This is a genomic window from Corynebacterium curieae (assembly GCF_027570035.1).
Classification (GTDB): domain Bacteria; phylum Actinomycetota; class Actinomycetes; order Mycobacteriales; family Mycobacteriaceae; genus Corynebacterium; species Corynebacterium curieae.
The window spans coordinates 265,663-281,318 of record NZ_JAKMUU010000003.1 but is presented as its reverse complement, the minus strand read 5'-3'; the positions used below and the strand labels follow the sequence as shown (position 1 = coordinate 281,318).

General features: G+C 58.5%; 20 protein-coding genes and 1 pseudogene. 16 read left to right on the top strand and 5 right to left on the bottom strand.

What is annotated here, in order from left to right; translation table 11 throughout:
• Nucleotides 1-552 carry a 50S ribosomal protein L5 gene (gene rplE, locus L8V01_RS07320; protein ID WP_269946440.1) on the top strand — a complete coding sequence of 184 codons (552 nt, stop codon included), beginning with the start codon at nt 1-3 and terminating at the stop codon, nt 550-552.
• 110 nt (nt 553-662) lie between these two features.
• On the opposite strand, the gene L8V01_RS07315 is transcribed toward rplE, so the two are convergent.
• On the bottom strand, nt 663-1,544 hold the full coding sequence (locus L8V01_RS07315; RefSeq protein WP_269946439.1) for a sortase family protein: 882 nt from the start codon (nt 1,542-1,544) through the stop codon (nt 663-665).
• A gap of 141 nt (nt 1,545-1,685) precedes the next feature.
• Here L8V01_RS07315 and L8V01_RS07310 point away from each other — a divergent pair.
• Nucleotides 1,686-2,470, top strand: a pseudogene (locus L8V01_RS07310) (formate/nitrite transporter family protein).
• On the opposite strand, the gene fdhD reads toward L8V01_RS07310, so the two are convergent.
• Both fdhD and L8V01_RS07300 read right to left on the bottom strand, forming a co-directional pair.
• Nucleotides 2,467-3,285 (bottom strand): formate dehydrogenase accessory sulfurtransferase FdhD, encoded by an 819-nt coding sequence (fdhD, locus tag L8V01_RS07305; RefSeq protein WP_269946438.1) that lies wholly within the window; start codon nt 3,283-3,285, stop codon nt 2,467-2,469. The pseudogene L8V01_RS07310 and the gene fdhD overlap by 4 nt on opposite strands.
• Nucleotides 3,285-3,533 (bottom strand): DUF6457 domain-containing protein, encoded by a 249-nt coding sequence (locus L8V01_RS07300; RefSeq protein WP_269946437.1) that lies wholly within the window; start codon nt 3,531-3,533, stop codon nt 3,285-3,287. Before L8V01_RS07300 ends, fdhD begins: the two co-directional genes overlap by 1 nt.
• 355 nt (nt 3,534-3,888) lie before the next feature.
• On the opposite strand from L8V01_RS07300, the gene rpsH reads away from it, so the two are divergent.
• The 7 genes from rpsH to L8V01_RS07265 all read left to right on the top strand — a co-directional run bounded on the left by rpsH (nt 3,889) and on the right by L8V01_RS07265 (nt 7,262).
• On the top strand, nt 3,889-4,272 hold the full coding sequence (gene rpsH, locus L8V01_RS07295; protein ID WP_005322799.1) for a 30S ribosomal protein S8: 384 nt from the start codon (nt 3,889-3,891) through the stop codon (nt 4,270-4,272).
• A gap of 15 nt (nt 4,273-4,287) precedes the next feature.
• Nucleotides 4,288-4,824 carry a 50S ribosomal protein L6 gene (gene rplF, locus L8V01_RS07290; RefSeq protein WP_023020585.1) on the top strand — a complete coding sequence of 179 codons (537 nt, stop codon included), beginning with the start codon at nt 4,288-4,290 and terminating at the stop codon, nt 4,822-4,824.
• Between the two features lie 3 nt (nt 4,825-4,827).
• Nucleotides 4,828-5,229 carry a 50S ribosomal protein L18 gene (gene rplR / locus L8V01_RS07285; protein ID WP_005322788.1) on the top strand — a complete coding sequence of 134 codons (402 nt, stop codon included), beginning with the start codon at nt 4,828-4,830 and terminating at the stop codon, nt 5,227-5,229.
• 40 nt (nt 5,230-5,269) lie between these two features.
• Nucleotides 5,270-5,893 carry a 30S ribosomal protein S5 gene (gene rpsE / locus L8V01_RS07280; protein ID WP_204610231.1) on the top strand — a complete coding sequence of 208 codons (624 nt, stop codon included), beginning with the start codon at nt 5,270-5,272 and terminating at the stop codon, nt 5,891-5,893.
• A 3-nt stretch (nt 5,894-5,896) separates the two neighbouring features.
• Nucleotides 5,897-6,082, top strand: coding sequence for a 50S ribosomal protein L30 (gene rpmD / locus L8V01_RS07275; RefSeq protein ID WP_269946436.1), 186 nt, complete (start codon nt 5,897-5,899; stop codon nt 6,080-6,082).
• A gap of 3 nt (nt 6,083-6,085) precedes the next feature.
• On the top strand, nt 6,086-6,532 hold the full coding sequence (gene rplO, locus L8V01_RS07270; RefSeq protein ID WP_005322777.1) for a 50S ribosomal protein L15: 447 nt from the start codon (nt 6,086-6,088) through the stop codon (nt 6,530-6,532).
• 238 nt (nt 6,533-6,770) lie between these two features.
• Nucleotides 6,771-7,262, top strand: coding sequence for a hypothetical protein (locus L8V01_RS07265; RefSeq protein WP_269946435.1), 492 nt, complete (start codon nt 6,771-6,773; stop codon nt 7,260-7,262).
• A gap of 125 nt (nt 7,263-7,387) precedes the next feature.
• Here L8V01_RS07265 and L8V01_RS07260 read toward each other — a convergent pair whose 3' ends face one another.
• The gene (locus tag L8V01_RS07260; RefSeq protein WP_269946434.1) at nt 7,388-8,890 is read right to left on the bottom strand and encodes an FAD-binding oxidoreductase; all 1,503 of its coding nucleotides are present in this window, start codon (nt 8,888-8,890) and stop codon (nt 7,388-7,390) included.
• Nucleotides 8,891-8,901: 11 nt separating this feature from the next.
• The gene (locus tag L8V01_RS07255; protein WP_269946433.1) at nt 8,902-10,209 is read right to left on the bottom strand and encodes a class I SAM-dependent methyltransferase; all 1,308 of its coding nucleotides are present in this window, start codon (nt 10,207-10,209) and stop codon (nt 8,902-8,904) included.
• A gap of 373 nt (nt 10,210-10,582) precedes the next feature.
• Here L8V01_RS07255 and secY point away from each other — a divergent pair, with 373 nt between their 5' ends.
• From secY to rpsK, 7 genes are all read left to right on the top strand, one after another.
• On the top strand, nt 10,583-11,908 hold the full coding sequence (secY, locus tag L8V01_RS07250) for a preprotein translocase subunit SecY (protein ID WP_269946432.1): 1,326 nt from the start codon (nt 10,583-10,585) through the stop codon (nt 11,906-11,908).
• The gene (locus L8V01_RS07245) at nt 11,908-12,453 is read left to right on the top strand and encodes an adenylate kinase (protein ID WP_269946431.1); all 546 of its coding nucleotides are present in this window, start codon (nt 11,908-11,910) and stop codon (nt 12,451-12,453) included. The genes secY and L8V01_RS07245 overlap by 1 nt, the downstream gene beginning before the upstream one ends.
• Before the next feature lie 2 nt (nt 12,454-12,455).
• Entirely contained in the window at nt 12,456-13,250 is a 795-nt protein-coding gene (gene map / locus L8V01_RS07240; protein WP_269946430.1) for a type I methionyl aminopeptidase, read from the top strand.
• Between the two features lie 65 nt (nt 13,251-13,315).
• Nucleotides 13,316-14,167, top strand: coding sequence for a L,D-transpeptidase (locus L8V01_RS07235; protein ID WP_269946429.1), 852 nt, complete (start codon nt 13,316-13,318; stop codon nt 14,165-14,167).
• A 309-nt stretch (nt 14,168-14,476) separates the two neighbouring features.
• Nucleotides 14,477-14,695 (top strand): translation initiation factor IF-1, encoded by a 219-nt coding sequence (gene infA, locus L8V01_RS07230; RefSeq protein ID WP_004566852.1) that lies wholly within the window; start codon nt 14,477-14,479, stop codon nt 14,693-14,695.
• A 181-nt stretch (nt 14,696-14,876) separates the two neighbouring features.
• Complete coding sequence (gene rpsM, locus L8V01_RS07225; RefSeq protein WP_005322765.1) at nt 14,877-15,245, top strand: 30S ribosomal protein S13; 369 nt, start codon at nt 14,877-14,879, stop codon at nt 15,243-15,245.
• Between the two features lie 3 nt (nt 15,246-15,248).
• Nucleotides 15,249-15,653 carry a 30S ribosomal protein S11 gene (gene rpsK / locus L8V01_RS07220; RefSeq protein WP_005322764.1) on the top strand — a complete coding sequence of 135 codons (405 nt, stop codon included), beginning with the start codon at nt 15,249-15,251 and terminating at the stop codon, nt 15,651-15,653.
• Nucleotides 15,654-15,656 lie beyond the last annotated feature (3 nt).

Here is a 15,656-nt window from a genome sequence, read left to right as displayed (position 1 = left end):
ATGAGCGAGAACTACACCCCGCGTCTGAAGACTCGCTACCGCGAGGAAATCCGCAAGATCCTGAATGACGAGTTCAAGTACGACAACGTCATGCAGATCCCTGGCGTCACCAAAGTTGTTGTCAACATGGGTGTTGGCGAAGCCGCACGTGACTCCAAGGTCATCAACGGCGCACTCGAGGACCTGACCGCTATTACCGGTCAGAAGCCGCAGCTGCGTCGCGCTAAGAAGTCCATCGCGAACTTCAAGCTCCGCGAAGGCATGCCCATCGGTGCACGCGTTACCCTGCGTGGCGACCGCATGTGGGAGTTCCTAGACCGCCTGCTGACCATCGCGCTGCCACGTATTCGTGACTTCCGCGGTCTGTCTGATCAGCAGTTCGACGGCCACGGCAACTACACCTTCGGCCTGTCCGAGCAGTCCATGTTCTACGAGATCGACATCGACAAGATCGATCGCCCTCGTGGTATGGACATCACCGTCGTTACCACCGCTACTAACGACGACGAGGGCCGCAAACTCCTGCGCGAGCTCGGCTTCCCGTTCAAGTAAATAGAGCGCTAAGAAATCCCAACTCCCCGGAAGGGGCGTTGGGATTTTCTAGTTTTACCGAGCACCTTGAACTCAAAGGTGCGAAGGCGCTGGCTTGTGCGGGTGTGGGCTTAGGAACTTTCGGCCTCGGTGTGCGTGGTGCCCTCATACTGCCAGCCGACGACCGCGTTGCGCACCGCTGGCTCCAGCGGATTCGCAGGTTGGATACAACTGATGGTGAGTAGGCGGCCGGGCATGGGGCCATCGCCCCAGATAGAGGTGTCGTCAGAAAGGCCTTGCTTATCAGGGTCGTGCAGGTCAGTTGCGGTATAGATGAGCCAGTTCTGACCGGAGTCTTGGGTGCGCACGTAGAGCTTGTCTCCCAGATGAACCTTGTGCTCATTGGCGGAGCCATCGTAGAGATTATTGAATACGCCCGGCACGCCCGCACCCGTATGCCCGGCGATGACCACGATGTCCTGGGCCGTCGTGCCCGGCAGCGAATAAGGACGGTCTTCGGCTGTATAGGTACAGGCCTTATTCATGGAATCCGGATTGATAGCGCCGTTAACTACGCGGCAGGAGCCGTCCTGGAAATCGGCATGGACCTCGATGGCTGGTATAAAGAGCTCTACTGCAGGTGAAGGGTCGATGGCAGGTGCCTCTTCTGCGGTGACTTCATTGGTCTCTAGTCCCTCTGGAGGGTTGACCACGCGGTTAATCGTGCTGGCGAGTAGCACGGTGGCAACGATGCCGATGACCACGCGAAGGATGCCGGAGGACTTCCATACCTTTTTGATCCGCTCCCACAGGGTGGGTTTGCGCCGGTGCCGGGGAAGTGAGGTGTCCTCAATGCGGCGCGGTGGGCGGCGGCGCTGTTGTTGGCGGGTGCGCGTTTCCGTCTGGCGCCACTGGCGATCAGCATCTGTGCGGTCGGATCGCGATGGAACGCTCCGGCGCCCATGAGCGGGAAGCCGATTCGGTTCCCTCCGCGGCCGGTAGTGGGAATCCATGCGACCTCCGAAGAGAAATTAAGGGTTATAGGAAAGCTCTAGTTTACAACGCAGGGGTATGCATACCCGGAATTGACGCGGAATCAGGTGGTCACGATAAGATTAGAGGGATTTAATTCGCTCTAATTAATGAGGTAGAAGATGTCTCTCAATGATGCCGCTAAGGCGGCGGCCGTCAAGAAGGTCACCTTATTAGATGAATCCTTTGCTCGCTTTGCCGTTCGCGCTACCTTGGCTGGCGTGTACCTGTGCATCGGTACCGCCTTCGCCGGCGTGGTAGGCCAGGCTGTCAATGGCGTTGCGCCGGGTTTGGGGGCTGTGGCTTTTGCCCTGTTTTTCGGTGTCGGCCTATTCGCCATTTTGCTCTTGGGCGCGGATCTGGCTACCGGCAACATGATGTACATGGTCTATGCCGCCAGCAATAAACACGTGGCATGGGGCAAAGCCTTTTACTTGCTGCTTATTACCACCATTTTCAACTTGGCGGGGGCGATTATCTTTGCCGCCATTATGGCGATGTCCGCCAAATTTGCTGACTTGGATCCCTCACACCTGCTGGTAACGGTTTCTGAAGGCAAACTCATCAAGTCCCCGCAAGGCATGCTGGTAGAGGCCATCGCCGCGAACTTCGTGGTCAACATGGGCATCGTCGGTGCCATCTTTGCTAAGGATGCGGCATCGAAGTTTTTGTCATCATCCCGATCATTGGCGCTTTCGTGGCGTTAGGCCTAGAGCACGTTATCGCGAACTTCTGCCTGTTTAGCATCACGCTATTTGCCTCCGACCCGGTGCCGGCAACCCTGACCGCCGGCAACGTAGCCCTCAATTGGATCCTAGTGTGGATCGGTAACTTTATTGGCGGCGGCCTTTTGGTTGGCGGCGTCTACGCGTGGCTCAATCGCGGCCCGGAGGCCTACCGCGACTAAACGAGCTCGCCGGAATAAAGGTTAAAACGGTCACCGCGGGCGAAGCCCACGAGTGCCATGCCAGTTTCGCGGGCCGTTTCCACCGCTAAGGAGGAGGCGGCGCTCACGGCAACGAGCATGCCGAATCCGGCCATCGCGGCTTTTTGGACGAGCTCAAAGCTGGCGCGCGAACTCATGACCAGAATGAGGTCGTCCGCGGGGAGTCGGTTCTCTAGTAGTAGGTGGCCAATGACCTTATCCGCGGCGTTATGTCGGCCGATATCTTCGCGGATGACCACCGGTTCTCCGTCTAGGGTGAAGGCGCCGGCGGCATGGATGCCTCCGGTCTTCTTAAATTGTTTTTGCTCGGCGCGCAAGGCTTCGGGCAGCTTGACAATGACATAAGGATCCACCGGCACCTGTGGAATCGGGTAGCGGGTGTGCTTGGTTAGCGCTTCGATGGAGGAGGTACCGCAAACTCCGCAGGCAGAAGTTGTGGTGGTCAAGCGCAGATCGCTGAGGTCGAGCACATTCTTTTTTGTAAGTTCGACGTCGAGCAAATTGTAGGTATTCATGCTATTGACGGTGGCGCCGGCGCAGTAGCGGGCCTCGGCGACGTCGCCAAGCGAGGCAATGTGGCCTTCCGAATGTAAGAAACCGTGCGCCAGCTCCACGTCATGGCCGGGAGTGCGCATGGTGGTGGTAATGGTCTGACCACCCACGCGGATTTCGAGCGGCTCCTCGCCGGCGACGGTATCAGCGCGGGTATCGACCTGCAGGCCATCTCCCAAGCGGACCTTAGTGACGGCAAAAGTGGAATTCTTGCGGCCGGCCATTACCGCAGTACCTGCTTTAGAGCGTCAATATTGCTACGGGCTTCATCCACGTTGCTAGAGGCAAGGCCGACAAGGAAGGCAGTAAGCGGTGCGGCCGGGCGGGAGCGATTATGCGCTACGTCCTTTGTTAAATCCAGAATTTCGCGGGTGAGGGCGGTCGCCTCCCCGGGGTTGAGGCCGAGGTGGCCGGCGGCTTCTTCGAGCCACTCGTGTGCGGATTGAATGGGGTCCTCTTGCGTCTCGCTCATGACTAACTCCTTAAATGCGTTCGTGCAGGTCCCGACTTTAATGAAGGAGTGGGACTATTTGGAAAACCGCAGGTAATGGCGTAGCATAGTACCTCGTGCTTGCGCCGAGGCGTTGGCGTGCCTAAGTCATTGCGAATTTTGGCACACTGAGCTGCAGAAAGCGCAGAGCCGATGCAAGAACTGAACATCAACTTTGTTGTAGGCCCCTCGCCGTAGATAGCGGACCGTTGTCTGAATCAAAGGGTGGCGAGCGCCTCGCGGTATTGACCGTGGGGAGCGTGAGTAGCCCGAAATCACACGGAGAACGCTTTGGTGAGCACGGGAACCGCAACGAGAAAGGTACACGGTCACTCATATGACTATGACTGATCCTATTGCCGACATGCTGTCGCGCGTGCGCAACGCAAGTAATGCGCACCATGACACCGTGTCGATGCCTACCTCCAAGCTGAAGGCAAACATTGCTGACATCTTGAAGCAGGAAGGCTACATCGCTGACTACACCGTTGAGGGCCACACCCTGTCCCTCGAGCTGAAGTACAACAACCGCGAGCGCTCCCTGTCTGGCCTGCGTCGCGTGTCTAAGCCGGGTCTGCGTGTGTACGCAAAGTCCACCGAACTGCCACAGGTCTTGGGCGGCCTGGGCGTGGCTATCATCTCCACGTCCCACGGCGTGCTGACTGACCGTCAGGCTGAGGAGAAGGGCGTAGGCGGAGAAGTTCTCGCCTACGTCTGGTAAAGGGAGGTTTGACACATGTCTCGAGTCGGTCTAGCACCAATCGCCGTACCAAACGGCGTCGAAATCAAGATCAACGGCCAAGACGTTGAGGTTAAGGGCCCTAAGGGCACCCAGAGCGTTAACGTTCCAGAGCCTATCGCCATCAACCTGGAAGACGGCGTACTGTCCGTCTCCCGCCCTGATGACCACCGCAAGCACCGTGCACTGCACGGTCTGTCCCGCTCCCTGCTGAACAACGCCGTTATCGGCGTAACCGAGGGCTACACCATCAAGATGGAAATCTTCGGTGTTGGCTACCGTGTCCAGCAGAAGGGAAAGGACCTGGAATTCAGCCTGGGCTACTCCCACCCGATCCTCATCGAGGCTCCGGAGGGAATTACCTTCGCAGTGGACGGCGCAACCAAGCTGTCCATTACCGGTATTGACAAGCAACTAGTCGGACAGATCGCCGCTAATATCCGCCGTCTGCGTAAGGACGATCCTTACAAGGGCAAGGGTATTCGCTACGAAGGCGAGCAGATCCGTCGCAAGGTCGGAAAGACGGGTAAGTAAGCAATGGCAAACACTGAAAACACCAAGCGCACTCCAGTCGGCAAGGACATCTCCTCCCGTCGTCGCGAAGCACGCGCACGCCGTCACTTCCGTATCCGTAAGACCCTGCGTGGCACCCCTGAGGCACCGCGCCTGGTTCTTCACCGCTCCTCCCGCCACATGCACGTCCAGGTCATCGATGACCTGGCAGGCCACACCTTGGTCTCCGCATCCTCCATGGAGGCGGACGTTCGTGCACTCGAGGGCGATAAGAAGGCTAAGGCTGCCAAGGTAGGCGAGCTGGTTGCCGAGCGCGCAAAGGCCGCTGGCATCGAGCACGTCGTATTTGACCGCGCAGGCTACAAGTACCACGGCCGCGTCGCTGCGCTGGCTGACGCTGCACGTGAAGGTGGTCTGAAGTTCTAATGATCATCGTCAACGGAAACATCAACGGAAGGAACGCCTAATGTCGGACCGTGAACAGCGTGACGGCGGACGCTCCGCCGAGAACAACAAGAACAACCGCGGTGGCAACGGCCGCCGCAACGATCGTCGTAACCAGCAGGACAACGAGCGCGATAAGTACATCGAGCGCGTTGTGACCATCAACCGCGTCTCCAAGACCGTTAAGGGCGGCCGCAACATGTCCTTCACCGCCCTCGTCGTCGTCGGTGACGGCCAGGGTCAGGTTGGCGTCGGCTACGGCAAGGCCAAGGAAGTCCCGGCCGCAATCCAGAAGGGTGCTGAAGAGGCTCGCAAGAACTTCTTCCGCGTTCCGATGATTGCTGGCACCATCACCCACCCGGTTGAGGGCCGCGACGCAGCTGGCATCGTCATGATGAAGCCTGCCGCACCTGGTACCGGTGTTATCGCTGGTGGTGCTGCTCGTCCAGTGCTTGAATGCGCTGGCGTGCAGGACATCCTGTCGAAGTCCCTGGGCTCCGACAATGCACTCAACGTCGTCCGCGCTACCGTGGACGGCCTCAAGCAGCTGGTTCGCCCTGAAGAGGTTGCCGCACGCCGTGGCAAGTCCCTCGAAGAGGTCACCCCGGCCCGTATGCTGCGCAAGCGCGCAGGTCAGGAGGCATAAACAATGGCTCTGAAGATTACACAGGTAAAGGGCCTGGTGGGCACCAATCCGAACCACCGCAAGAACATTGAGGCTCTCGGCCTCAAGCGCATCGGTCAGTCCGTAGTAAAGCAGGACACCCCGGTCGTTCGCGGTATGGTTCAGAAGGTACGCCACCTGGTCACCGTCGAAGAAGTGGCAGGGGAGTAAACCATGGCTGATATCATCAAGCTGCACGACCTGCGCCCAACCGCAGGAGCAAATAAGCCTAAGACCCGCGTCGGCCGCGGTGAGGCTTCCAAGGGTAAGACCGCTGGTCGCGGTACCAAGGGCACCGGCGCTCGTAAGCAGGTATCCGCTGCTTTCGAGGGTGGCCAGATGCCGATCCACATGCGTCTGCCTAAGCTGAAGGGCTTCAAGAACCCGAACCACGTTGAGTACCAGGTAGTCAACGTTGCTGACCTCGCCGAGAAGTTCGCAGATGGCGGCGACATCACCGTTGCTGACATCGCAGCTGCTGGCTTGGTCCGCGCTAATAAGCCGGTCAAGGTTCTGGGCAACGGCGACATCAACGTTAAGTTGAACGTCACCGCTGATAAGTTCTCCAAGTCTGCTGTTGAGAAGATCGAGGCTGCTGGCGGATCCGCCAACACCAAGTAATCTCATTCAAGTAGATTCTCGTCCCCCTCTCCGCGCCAGTGGGGCAGGGGGATTTTTCATGCGCTTTTCTTGGCGAATGGGGGAGGAAAGGGGCAAAGACAGTTTGGGTAAGGGCCGCGAGTCACACTGTCTGACAGGAAACCTTTATTGATTAATAAGGTTGCAGGTATGGCGATATATATTCATTGTTGCTACAGTGTTTCTTAGTTGGCAATCATCTAGTTCTAAGGAGAATCTTATGTCGTCTATTTCTTCCCTGCTCGCTACCGCAGTCGCTGCGATCATGCCGTTCGCTGGTTCCACTGGCCCGGTTGATGCTCAAGATCAGTTGTCCCAGCCGGAACCGGCGGAGACTGCCCAGACCGCACCGGCTGAGGCTGGCCAGCAGCCTGCACCAGACCAGCAGCCGGGTGCCCATGCGGAAAAGGGCCGCATCACCGGTGACAAGGAAGATGTCATCAATGGTGGGGCTGCAGAAGGCTCCGAAGAAGTCGATCCTGGTTTCAATGGCGGCAACCTGCAAAGCGGCAAGCTAGCTGTGCAACGCGAGCTGGCACTGGCTACCCAGGAGGTGGGCCACGAATTCATGAATATTGAGTTCAAGGATAACCACTCCGCTCACGTAACCTTCCCGGAGACCTACAACCCAGAAAAGGATGAGGCGGCGGTTCAGCGCGTCACGGATGCGCTGAAGATCAACGGCTATGACAACATCACCGCTGCATACTAAGCAAAGCTTCATCCTGTAAAAGGAAACAAGAAAAAGGGTGGAACGCTCGGGGAGGGCGTTCCACCCTTTGTGCTTTCCCTCGCCACGTGCCAAGTGAGGCGTTGGCGCGTGGAGGGGTGGGGAGGCTAGGCCTCGTCTACGGTCTTCTCGTACAGGCCAGGGAAGCGGTCATCCGGATCGGTAACCGCTTTGATGGTGGCGGGAAGATTGCCGCCGTAGAGTTCCTCGAACTTTTCCCGGGAATAGAAAGCCTCGGAGTAGAGGGACTTGTGTCCGCCAAGCTCATTGACCTTGGCTTCGATGACGCGATTGAACGCGCCATTATTCGGAGCGGAGGGATCCACATGATCGCCGTCCACACCGGACCAAAAGCCAACGTTGACCCAGGTCTGCCCGGGGCGAAGCGGGTACAGCGGCCAGGGGTCGCTCGAGCTAGAGGCGATGTCGCCGGTGCCTACCAGCTCGTCCACACCATCGCGCAGGCGGATGGGGCAGAGCCACACCGGCTGGATATCGGAGGCATTGAAGAACCAATGGAGGAATTCCGGCAGGTTTTCTGGAGTGACCTCGATATCTTGGACCACGCGTTCAGCACGTGGCTTGCCGTGGGGCTTTTTGATGAAGTTATATTCCAGCTCGTATTTGCGGTCGAGCCGGACCAACTTCCAATAAAAAGAGCTGCGGCGCAATTCGCGCGGCCACACCTTGCGCACCTTGGGGTTCTGCGCGCCAAAGGCACGCGAGCACCAGAACCAGTCGGTATCCCAGCGCCAGATATAGTCGCGGATGGTCAGGCGGTCGCGCCGGATGCCAGAGGCGTGCTGGAGGCTGCGGTAGTAGATCTTGTCCCGCGTGTAATCGGAAGTTGGGCCCTCCTCATCGGTAAAGCGCGCGAAGACCAAGTACGCCTCGTCTTCGGAAAACACTACGCCGTCGAGTCCGTGTACGGGCTCGCCGCGGTGGGTGTGGGAAGAGGCGACGTCGGCAAGTACGCGGCTGGCTTCTTCCACGGTGTGGAAACGCTCCTCGCGCAATTCCACATAGGCGGGTACCGGCTCTAGCTTGATCTTCAGGCGCACCGCATAGCCCAGCGAGCCATAAGAGTTGGGGAAGAGGCGGAAGAGATCCACATTCTCCTCGCGGGAGCAGGTAAGGATCTCACCAGTGCCGGTAAGCACGTCCATCTCTAGGACGGACTCGTGCGGCAGGCCATTGCGAAAGCTCGTGGATTCCACGCCCATGCCGGTGACCGCACCGCCGAGAGTAATGGTCTTGAGCTGCGGTACAACGAAGGGCATCAAGCCGTGGGGAAGGGTGGCATCGACGAGGTCCTCATAGGTGCACATGCCCTGAACATCGGCCGTACGGGCTACCGGGTCGACCTCAATGACACCGCCGAGGCCCGAAACGTCTAGGCCCGCCTGCTCCTCGCTGCGGCCGCGGAAAAGGTTAGAGGTCTTCTTAGCCAGGCGCACGCGCTTATCGGCCGGCACTGCACGGAAGCTGGCCAGCAGCTTGTCGACGCCCTCCTGATGCTCCGCCCACCCCACCGGCTCGATGGGCATGGCATCCACTGGCCGTGGCCGTGCGGTGGAGAGGCGTTCGCGCAAGTTATCAATGACGGTCATGGAAGGCCTCCTTAAAAGCGGCTATCTTCCCACCAGCGGCGCTCAGGCACACCGGCGCGGGAACCGGCCTCGCCCAGCTTTACGCCGAGGAAGTGATAAAGGTTGATGATATTTCGCTCAAAGCCCCACTCGGATCCGGCCATATAAATGCCGTAGAGGCGGGCGGTTGGCAGGCCTACGGTGGCGCAGGCCTCATCCCAATTTTCTTTCAGGTTCTCGCACCAATCGTGCAGCGTGCGCATGTAATCAAAGCGCAGAGACTCGGTGTGAATGACTTCAAAGCCATTGTCCTGCATGGCCTTGGTGACGTTGCCGGAACCGGTGAGCTCGCCGTCGGGGAAGATATAGCGGTCAATGAAGCCGCCCTTAGGCGTCTTGTGATTGTCCGGGTAGGTGATGTTGTGGTTGAGCATCAGGCCGCCGACCTTCAGCTTGCCGTGGAGGAACTTGAAGAAGTCGTTGTAATTCTTCACGCCGATGTGCTCGATAATGCCAATGGCGGAGATGGCATCGAAGCCCTCTTCGGTGATATCGCGGTAATCCATAAAGCGGACCTCCGCGAGGTCTTGCAGGCCTTCCTCTTCAATCTTTCGCTGGCCCCACTCGGCCTGCTCCTTGGACAGGGTTACGCCAACGGAATTCACGCCTCGGCGCGCCGCGTAGCGGACCATGCCGCCCCAGCCACAGCCGACGTCTAGGTGGCGGTCGCCTTCCTTGAGGCGCAGCTTGTCAAAGATGAGGCGGTACTTATTCTCCTGCGCCTCCTCCAAGGTGGCGTCTGGGGAAGGGTAGTAGGCGCAGGTATAGGTCATGGAATCGCCCAAGAAGAGCTCGTAGAAGTCATTGCCCACGTCATAGTGGTCTGAAATGACGTCCGCGTCGCGCTGCTTGGAGTGCTTAGAAAGGCCATCGTGCAATTTGCGGCGCAGCCAAGAGGCGCGCTCTACCTCGGGAACGGGCTGGATCTGGAAGGCACCCATGGACGCCAGCGAGCGCACCACGCGAGCCAGTGTCTTCGCATCCGGCTTTTCAAACTTGTCGTACATGGCATGCAGGGCGTCGAAAATGCCATAGGGGTGGGCCGGGTGATCGCCGTGCACCGTGATGCCGTCGGTGACATAGGCGCGGGCGAAACCCACATCGCCGGGATGGGTGGCTATAAAGGACAAGCCTTCAAGGCTATTGATGGTTACCTTGTACTGGGCATCTTCGGGTCCAGTAGCGGAACCATCGAAGGCTTCCCAGCGGAAGGGATTCGGACTAGGGATAAATACGTCGATGATCTCAGCAACGGTCATCGGCGTGAATTTCTTGCTCATCTTTTCTTCTTTCGCAACGTTAGGTTCACACCAATAACGGCCTCGTGGCGCAGGTACCCGCGAGGTCGGAGATTAAAAAGGGAATTGCGCGATGGCAATACCCCCTCATGGTAAACCCCAGATACAAAACGCGCGAAAGAAGAAGCAATCATGGTCACACTATTGGGCCTTAATGTGGCTATGCGGGGCAAGGCTGGTAGGGTAATGGGGTCATAAGTGTTCAACCGTTCCTGAAGGAAAGCTGATTTTCCCCTAAGCCATTCGGCTCAGGGGGTGCAGTTTCCTAGGGGCAGATGAGTTCCACCTCCGCGAATGGACGCGAAACCCTCCCTAGATTTCGCGTTCGGCAGCGGTAGGCCAGGAGGATTTTGTAGTGTCCGCCATTTTGCAGGCTTTCAAGGATGCCGACCTACGTAAGAAGATCATCTTCACCATCGTGATGATCATTGCGTACCGTGTCGGCGCACAGATCCCATCCCCGGGTGTTGACTATGCGTCCATTGCTGGGCGCTTGCGCCAGCTGACCGAACAGTCCGGAGATCTCTACTCCGTCATCAACCTCTTCTCGGGCGGCGCGTTGCTGCAGCTGTCGATCTTCGCCATCGGCATCATGCCGTACATTACGGCCTCGATTATCGTGCAGCTGCTGACCGTGGTCATTCCGCGCTTCGAGGAATTGAAGAAGGAAGGCCAGTCCGGACAGGCCAAGATGACCCAGTACACCCGTTACCTGACTCTGGCGCTGGCGCTGCTGCAATCCTCCGGCATCGTCGCGCTGGCGGACCGCGAGCAGCTGCTGGGGCAGGGCATTCAGGTACTGGCAGAGGATCGCAACTTCTTCACCCTCATTGTCTTGGTCATTACCATGACCGCCGGCGCAGTGCTGGTGATGTGGATGGGCGAGCTCATCACTGAAAAGGGCATTGGCAACGGTATGTCCCTGCTCATCTTCGCCGGTATTGCCACCCGCCTGCCTACCGATGGCGTAAGCATCATGCAGAACAACGGCGGCCTTGTCTTCGCTATGGTTGTCGCTGGCTTGGTCATCTTGGTCGTGGGCATTACCTTCATCGAGCAGGGTCAGCGCCGCATCCCGGTTCAGTACGCTAAGCGCATGGTGGGCCGCCGCCAGTACGGTGGTTCCTCCACTTACCTGCCGCTGAAGGTCAACCAGGCCGGCGTTATCCCGGTCATCTTCGCTTCCTCTCTCATCTACATGCCGGTGCTTATTACCCAGATTGTTAACTCTGGCTCCCCCGGCACTCCGGATAACTGGTGGCAGCGCAATGTCATCGCGCACCTGCAGGCGCCATCCTCCTGGCAGTACATTGTGCTGTACTTCGTCCTGACCATTTTCTTTGCTTATTTCTACGTTTCGGTTCAGTACGATCCGGCAGAGCAGGCGGATAATATGAAGAAGTACGGCGGCTTTATCCCAGGCATTCGCCCGGGCCGCCCGACCGCAGAGTACCTTGGTTATGTGATGAACCGTCTGCTGTGCGTTGGCGCCCTGTACTTGGCGGTCATCGCCATCCTGCCGAATATCCTCTTGGACCTCGGCGTGGGTCGCTCTTCCGCCAGCGGTACGTCCGCCTTTGGTGGTACGGCCATCCTGATTATGGTCTCCGTCGCCTTGACCACGGTCAAGCAGATCGAGTCCCAGCTACTGCAATCTAACTACGAAGGACTACTTAAGTAATGCGTCTTGTACTTCTAGGACCTCCCGGTGCCGGCAAAGGCACCCAGGCAGCCATCCTCAGCGAGAAGCTGAACGTCCCGCACATTTCCACCGGCGATCTGTTCCGTGCCAATATCGGCGAGGGTACCCCGCTGGGTGTAGAGGCAAAGTCCTACATCGATGCAGGCAAGCTGGTGCCTACTGACGTCACCGCCCGCATGGTTGAGGATCGCTTGAACCAGGACGATGCCAAGAACGGCTTCCTGCTGGACGGCTTCCCACGCACGACCGAGCAGGCAGACATCTTGGAGGAGCTGCTGTCCAAGAAGGGCGAAAAGCTCGATGGCGTGCTCAACTTCGAGGTTTCTGAAGACGTTGTGGTCGAGCGCATGATGGCCCGTGGCCGCGCCGACGATAACGAGGAGACCATCCGCACCCGCCTCGGTGTGTACCGCGAGGAAACCTTCCCGCTCATCGAGCACTACGGCGATGTCATTATCCCCATCAAGGCCGAAGGCACCGTGGAAGAAATCAATGCCCGTGCCATGGAAGCACTGGGTAAGTAAGCATGGCTTTTCGACGCCGCAGTAAGCGCATCCCCGCCCGCACCCCGGGTGAGCTAGACGCCATGCAGGCTGCCGGCGAGATCGTCGGTAAGGCACTGCAAGAAGTCCGCGCTGCTGCGGCGTCTGGCGTATCTACCCTCGAGCTCGACGCAGTGGCAGAGCAGACCATCCGCGATGCCGGCGCCTATCCCACGTTTAAGGGCTACGAGGGCTTTCCGAGTTCCATTTGTGCCTCCGTCAATGACGTCATTGTGCACGGCATCCCCGATAAGGAGACCATCCTTGCTGAAGGGGATCTGGTTTCGATCGATTGCGGAGCTACCCTCGACGGCTGGGTAGGCGATAGCGCTTGGTCCTTTGCCATCGGGGAGCTGGACCCCGATGTGAATGCCCTCAATAAAGCCACCGAATGGGTCCTCATGGAAGGCATGCAGGCTATGGTTCCGGGCAATCTGCTTACCGACGTCTCCCATGCCCTCGAACAGGCCACCCGCCGCGCAGAGGAAAAGTTTGGCGTAGATCTTTTCATCGTTGACGGCTACGGCGGACACGGCATTGGCCGCACCATGCATGAGAATCCGTACTTGGCTAACGAAGGCCGGCCGGGCCGCGGCCCGCTGATTCAAGAAGGTTCCGTACTGGCCATTGAACCCATGCTAACTTTGGGCACAGAGGATTCTGCCGTGCTGGAAGATGACTGGACGGTCGTCACCCTCGATGGTTCCTTTGCCGCTCATTGGGAGCATACGGTGGCCGCCACCGCCGATGGTCCGCGTATTCTCACTCGCCGCTACTAATACATATTCCCCAAAATTGCCTGTTCAACTAGGCATATATCCCCGAAAGGTTTATACTCACAGCCATGTCGAAATTTAGCTTCCGCAAGATCCGCGCCACGATTGCAGCGCCCGCTGTGGCTGGCGTTATGGCCTTGAGCGCCACCGTTGCAGCTCCTGCCGCTACCGCCCAAGAGATTCCCAACGTGGATCAGCTCAGCTCCAAGGCAAATTCCGATCTCAACCAGCTCGCTTCTCAGTCCGGCCTAGACAAGCTCACTGCTGACGCTAAGGCACAGCTGGACAATTTCTACGGCCAGACCCGCGAGCAGGCATGGAATACTCGCAACCAGATTCTGGAGCAGGCAGAGAAATTCTCCCCTGAACTGGCTCCTAGCGTCCAGACTGCAGTTGACGGTGCTGTAGAGTTCCTTTTCCCAGGCCTGATCGCCCAGAAGAACGAGGAAGCACGCAAGGCCCGCGAAGCCGCTGCCCGCGCTAATGCCGAGCGTGTTGCCGCGGAGAAGGCACGCTCTGAGGCTGCCGCCCGTAAGGCAGAAGCACAGCGCCGAGCTAACCAGTTCGACCGCGGTCCGTGCCCGGCCGATGCGAAGGTTTGTGTCGACCTCAATGGCCGTCGCACCTGGCTGCAGGATGGCGGCAAGGTTTCCTACGTTTCCCCGGCAATGTCCGCCGGCATGCGCGGTCAGGAGACCCCACGCGGCACTTTCCATGTGACCCGCAAGGTAGAACATGAGATTTCCCGCGAGTTCAACAACGCGCCGATGCCGTACTCCATCTACTTCACCAATAACGGCCACGCTTTCCACTTGGATGACCCGGCCGTTGATTCCAATGGCTGCGTTCACTTGCCGCCAGACGCTGCAAAGCGTTACTGGGATAACGTCCAGGTTGGCGATAAGGTCTTCATCTACTAAGACTTTGGCGCTACCGCGCTAACTCAGTCCCCCGCGCCGGTTCCTCGAGAAGGAAAGTCGGTGCGGGGGACTTTCGCTATTTATTTCTCCTCCCAAATTTTCCTCCCTTCGGAAGGAGGTGAGGAGAGGGAAGTAGGTGGGCGCGGCGGTGGGCGTCGAAAGGCGCAGCGGTTTGGAAAACGTGTCGCTGCAGCGTATGCTGTTAAGTCGGTGTATAGCGTCAGCGAGGCTGGCGCCGATATGCCACCGCAGTAGACAACAAACATGCAGGTGACGGCACACTTGTCCGGCACCAGAAAAGTAGAGGTTATGGCTAAGGAAGGCGCAATCGAGGTAGAAGGCCGCATTATCGAGCCTTTGCCGAATGCAATGTTCCGTGTCGAGCTCGACAACGGACACAAGGTTCTTGCACACATTTCTGGCAAGATGCGTCAGCACTACATTCGCATCCTCCCAGAGGATCGCGTGGTTGTAGAGCTGTCTCCTTATGACCTTACCCGCGGACGCATCGTCTACCGCTACAAGTAAAGACAGTAAGCCTCCTCACCCAAGGGCGGCCCCTAGGTTCGCCCTGTCCACCTCGGGCTACGGTGGCCTGAGCCCGCACTGATAAGCAACCCAAGGATCCCGGCACGGCCCGGGCGAAGCGTTGCATGGAGCGGGACGGATGGGGAGAAAACCGCCGTAACAACCCGAAAGGACACGCCATATGGCACGTCTAGCTGGTGTTGACCTCCCCCGCAATAAGCGCATGGAGGTCGCTCTCACCTACATCTACGGCATCGGTCCAACCCGTGCCAAGGAATTGCTAGAAAAGACTGGCATTTCTCCTGACCTGCGCACTGACAACCTGGATGATGACCAGCTGTCGGCGCTCCGTGACGCAATTGAGGCTACCTGGAAGGTTGAGGGTGACCTCCGCCGTCAGGTTCAGGCTGATATCCGCCGCAAGATTGAAATCGGTAGCTACAAGGGCCTGCGCCACCGCCGTGGCCTGCCTGTACGTGGCCAGCGCACCAAGACCAATGCGCGCACTCGTAAGGGTCCGAAGAAGACGATCGCAGGAAAGAAGAAGTAATTCATGCCTCCAAAGACTCGTTCTGGCGCGCGCCGTTCCGGCCGTCGCGTCGTAAAGAAGAATGTGGCCCTCGGCCACGCATACATCAAGTCCACCTTCAATAACACCATCGTCTCGATCACCGATCAGACCGGTGCTGTTATCTCTTGGGCATCCTCCGGCCACGTTGGCTTCAAGGGCTCCCGTAAGTCCACTCCGTTCGCCGCTCAGATGGCAGCCGAGAACGCTGCTCGCAAGGCAATGGATCACGGCATGAAGAAGGTTGACGTATTCGTCAAGGGTCCGGGCTCCGGCCGCGAGACCGCCATCCGTTCCCTGCAGGCTGCAGGCCTCGAGGTTTCCTCGATCACGGATGCAACCCCACAGCCGCACAACGGCTGCCGTCCGACCAAGCGCCGCAAGGTTTAAGGG

Bases quoted from the DNA above. Each gene is read 5' to 3' on its own strand.
- rplE (WP_269946440.1), top strand. From the start codon at position 1: ATGAGCGAGAACTACACCCCGCGTCTGAAGACTCGCTACCGCGAGGAA.
- L8V01_RS07315 (WP_269946439.1), bottom strand. From the start codon at position 1,544: ATGGATTCCCACTACCGGCCGCGGAGGGAACCGAATCGGCTTCCCGCT.
- fdhD (WP_269946438.1), bottom strand. From the start codon at position 3,285: ATGGCCGGCCGCAAGAATTCCACTTTTGCCGTCACTAAGGTCCGCTTG.
- L8V01_RS07300 (WP_269946437.1), bottom strand. From the start codon at position 3,533: ATGAGCGAGACGCAAGAGGACCCCATTCAATCCGCACACGAGTGGCTC.
- rpsH (WP_005322799.1), top strand. From the start codon at position 3,889: ATGACTATGACTGATCCTATTGCCGACATGCTGTCGCGCGTGCGCAAC.
- rplF (WP_023020585.1), top strand. From the start codon at position 4,288: ATGTCTCGAGTCGGTCTAGCACCAATCGCCGTACCAAACGGCGTCGAA.
- rplR (WP_005322788.1), top strand. From the start codon at position 4,828: ATGGCAAACACTGAAAACACCAAGCGCACTCCAGTCGGCAAGGACATC.
- rpsE (WP_204610231.1), top strand. From the start codon at position 5,270: ATGTCGGACCGTGAACAGCGTGACGGCGGACGCTCCGCCGAGAACAAC.
- rpmD (WP_269946436.1), top strand. From the start codon at position 5,897: ATGGCTCTGAAGATTACACAGGTAAAGGGCCTGGTGGGCACCAATCCG.
- rplO (WP_005322777.1), top strand. From the start codon at position 6,086: ATGGCTGATATCATCAAGCTGCACGACCTGCGCCCAACCGCAGGAGCA.
- L8V01_RS07265 (WP_269946435.1), top strand. From the start codon at position 6,771: ATGTCGTCTATTTCTTCCCTGCTCGCTACCGCAGTCGCTGCGATCATG.
- L8V01_RS07260 (WP_269946434.1), bottom strand. From the start codon at position 8,890: ATGACCGTCATTGATAACTTGCGCGAACGCCTCTCCACCGCACGGCCA.
- L8V01_RS07255 (WP_269946433.1), bottom strand. From the start codon at position 10,209: ATGAGCAAGAAATTCACGCCGATGACCGTTGCTGAGATCATCGACGTA.
- L8V01_RS07245 (WP_269946431.1), top strand. From the start codon at position 11,908: ATGCGTCTTGTACTTCTAGGACCTCCCGGTGCCGGCAAAGGCACCCAG.
- map (WP_269946430.1), top strand. From the start codon at position 12,456: ATGGCTTTTCGACGCCGCAGTAAGCGCATCCCCGCCCGCACCCCGGGT.
- L8V01_RS07235 (WP_269946429.1), top strand. From the start codon at position 13,316: ATGTCGAAATTTAGCTTCCGCAAGATCCGCGCCACGATTGCAGCGCCC.
- infA (WP_004566852.1), top strand. From the start codon at position 14,477: ATGGCTAAGGAAGGCGCAATCGAGGTAGAAGGCCGCATTATCGAGCCT.
- rpsM (WP_005322765.1), top strand. From the start codon at position 14,877: ATGGCACGTCTAGCTGGTGTTGACCTCCCCCGCAATAAGCGCATGGAG.
- rpsK (WP_005322764.1), top strand. From the start codon at position 15,249: ATGCCTCCAAAGACTCGTTCTGGCGCGCGCCGTTCCGGCCGTCGCGTC.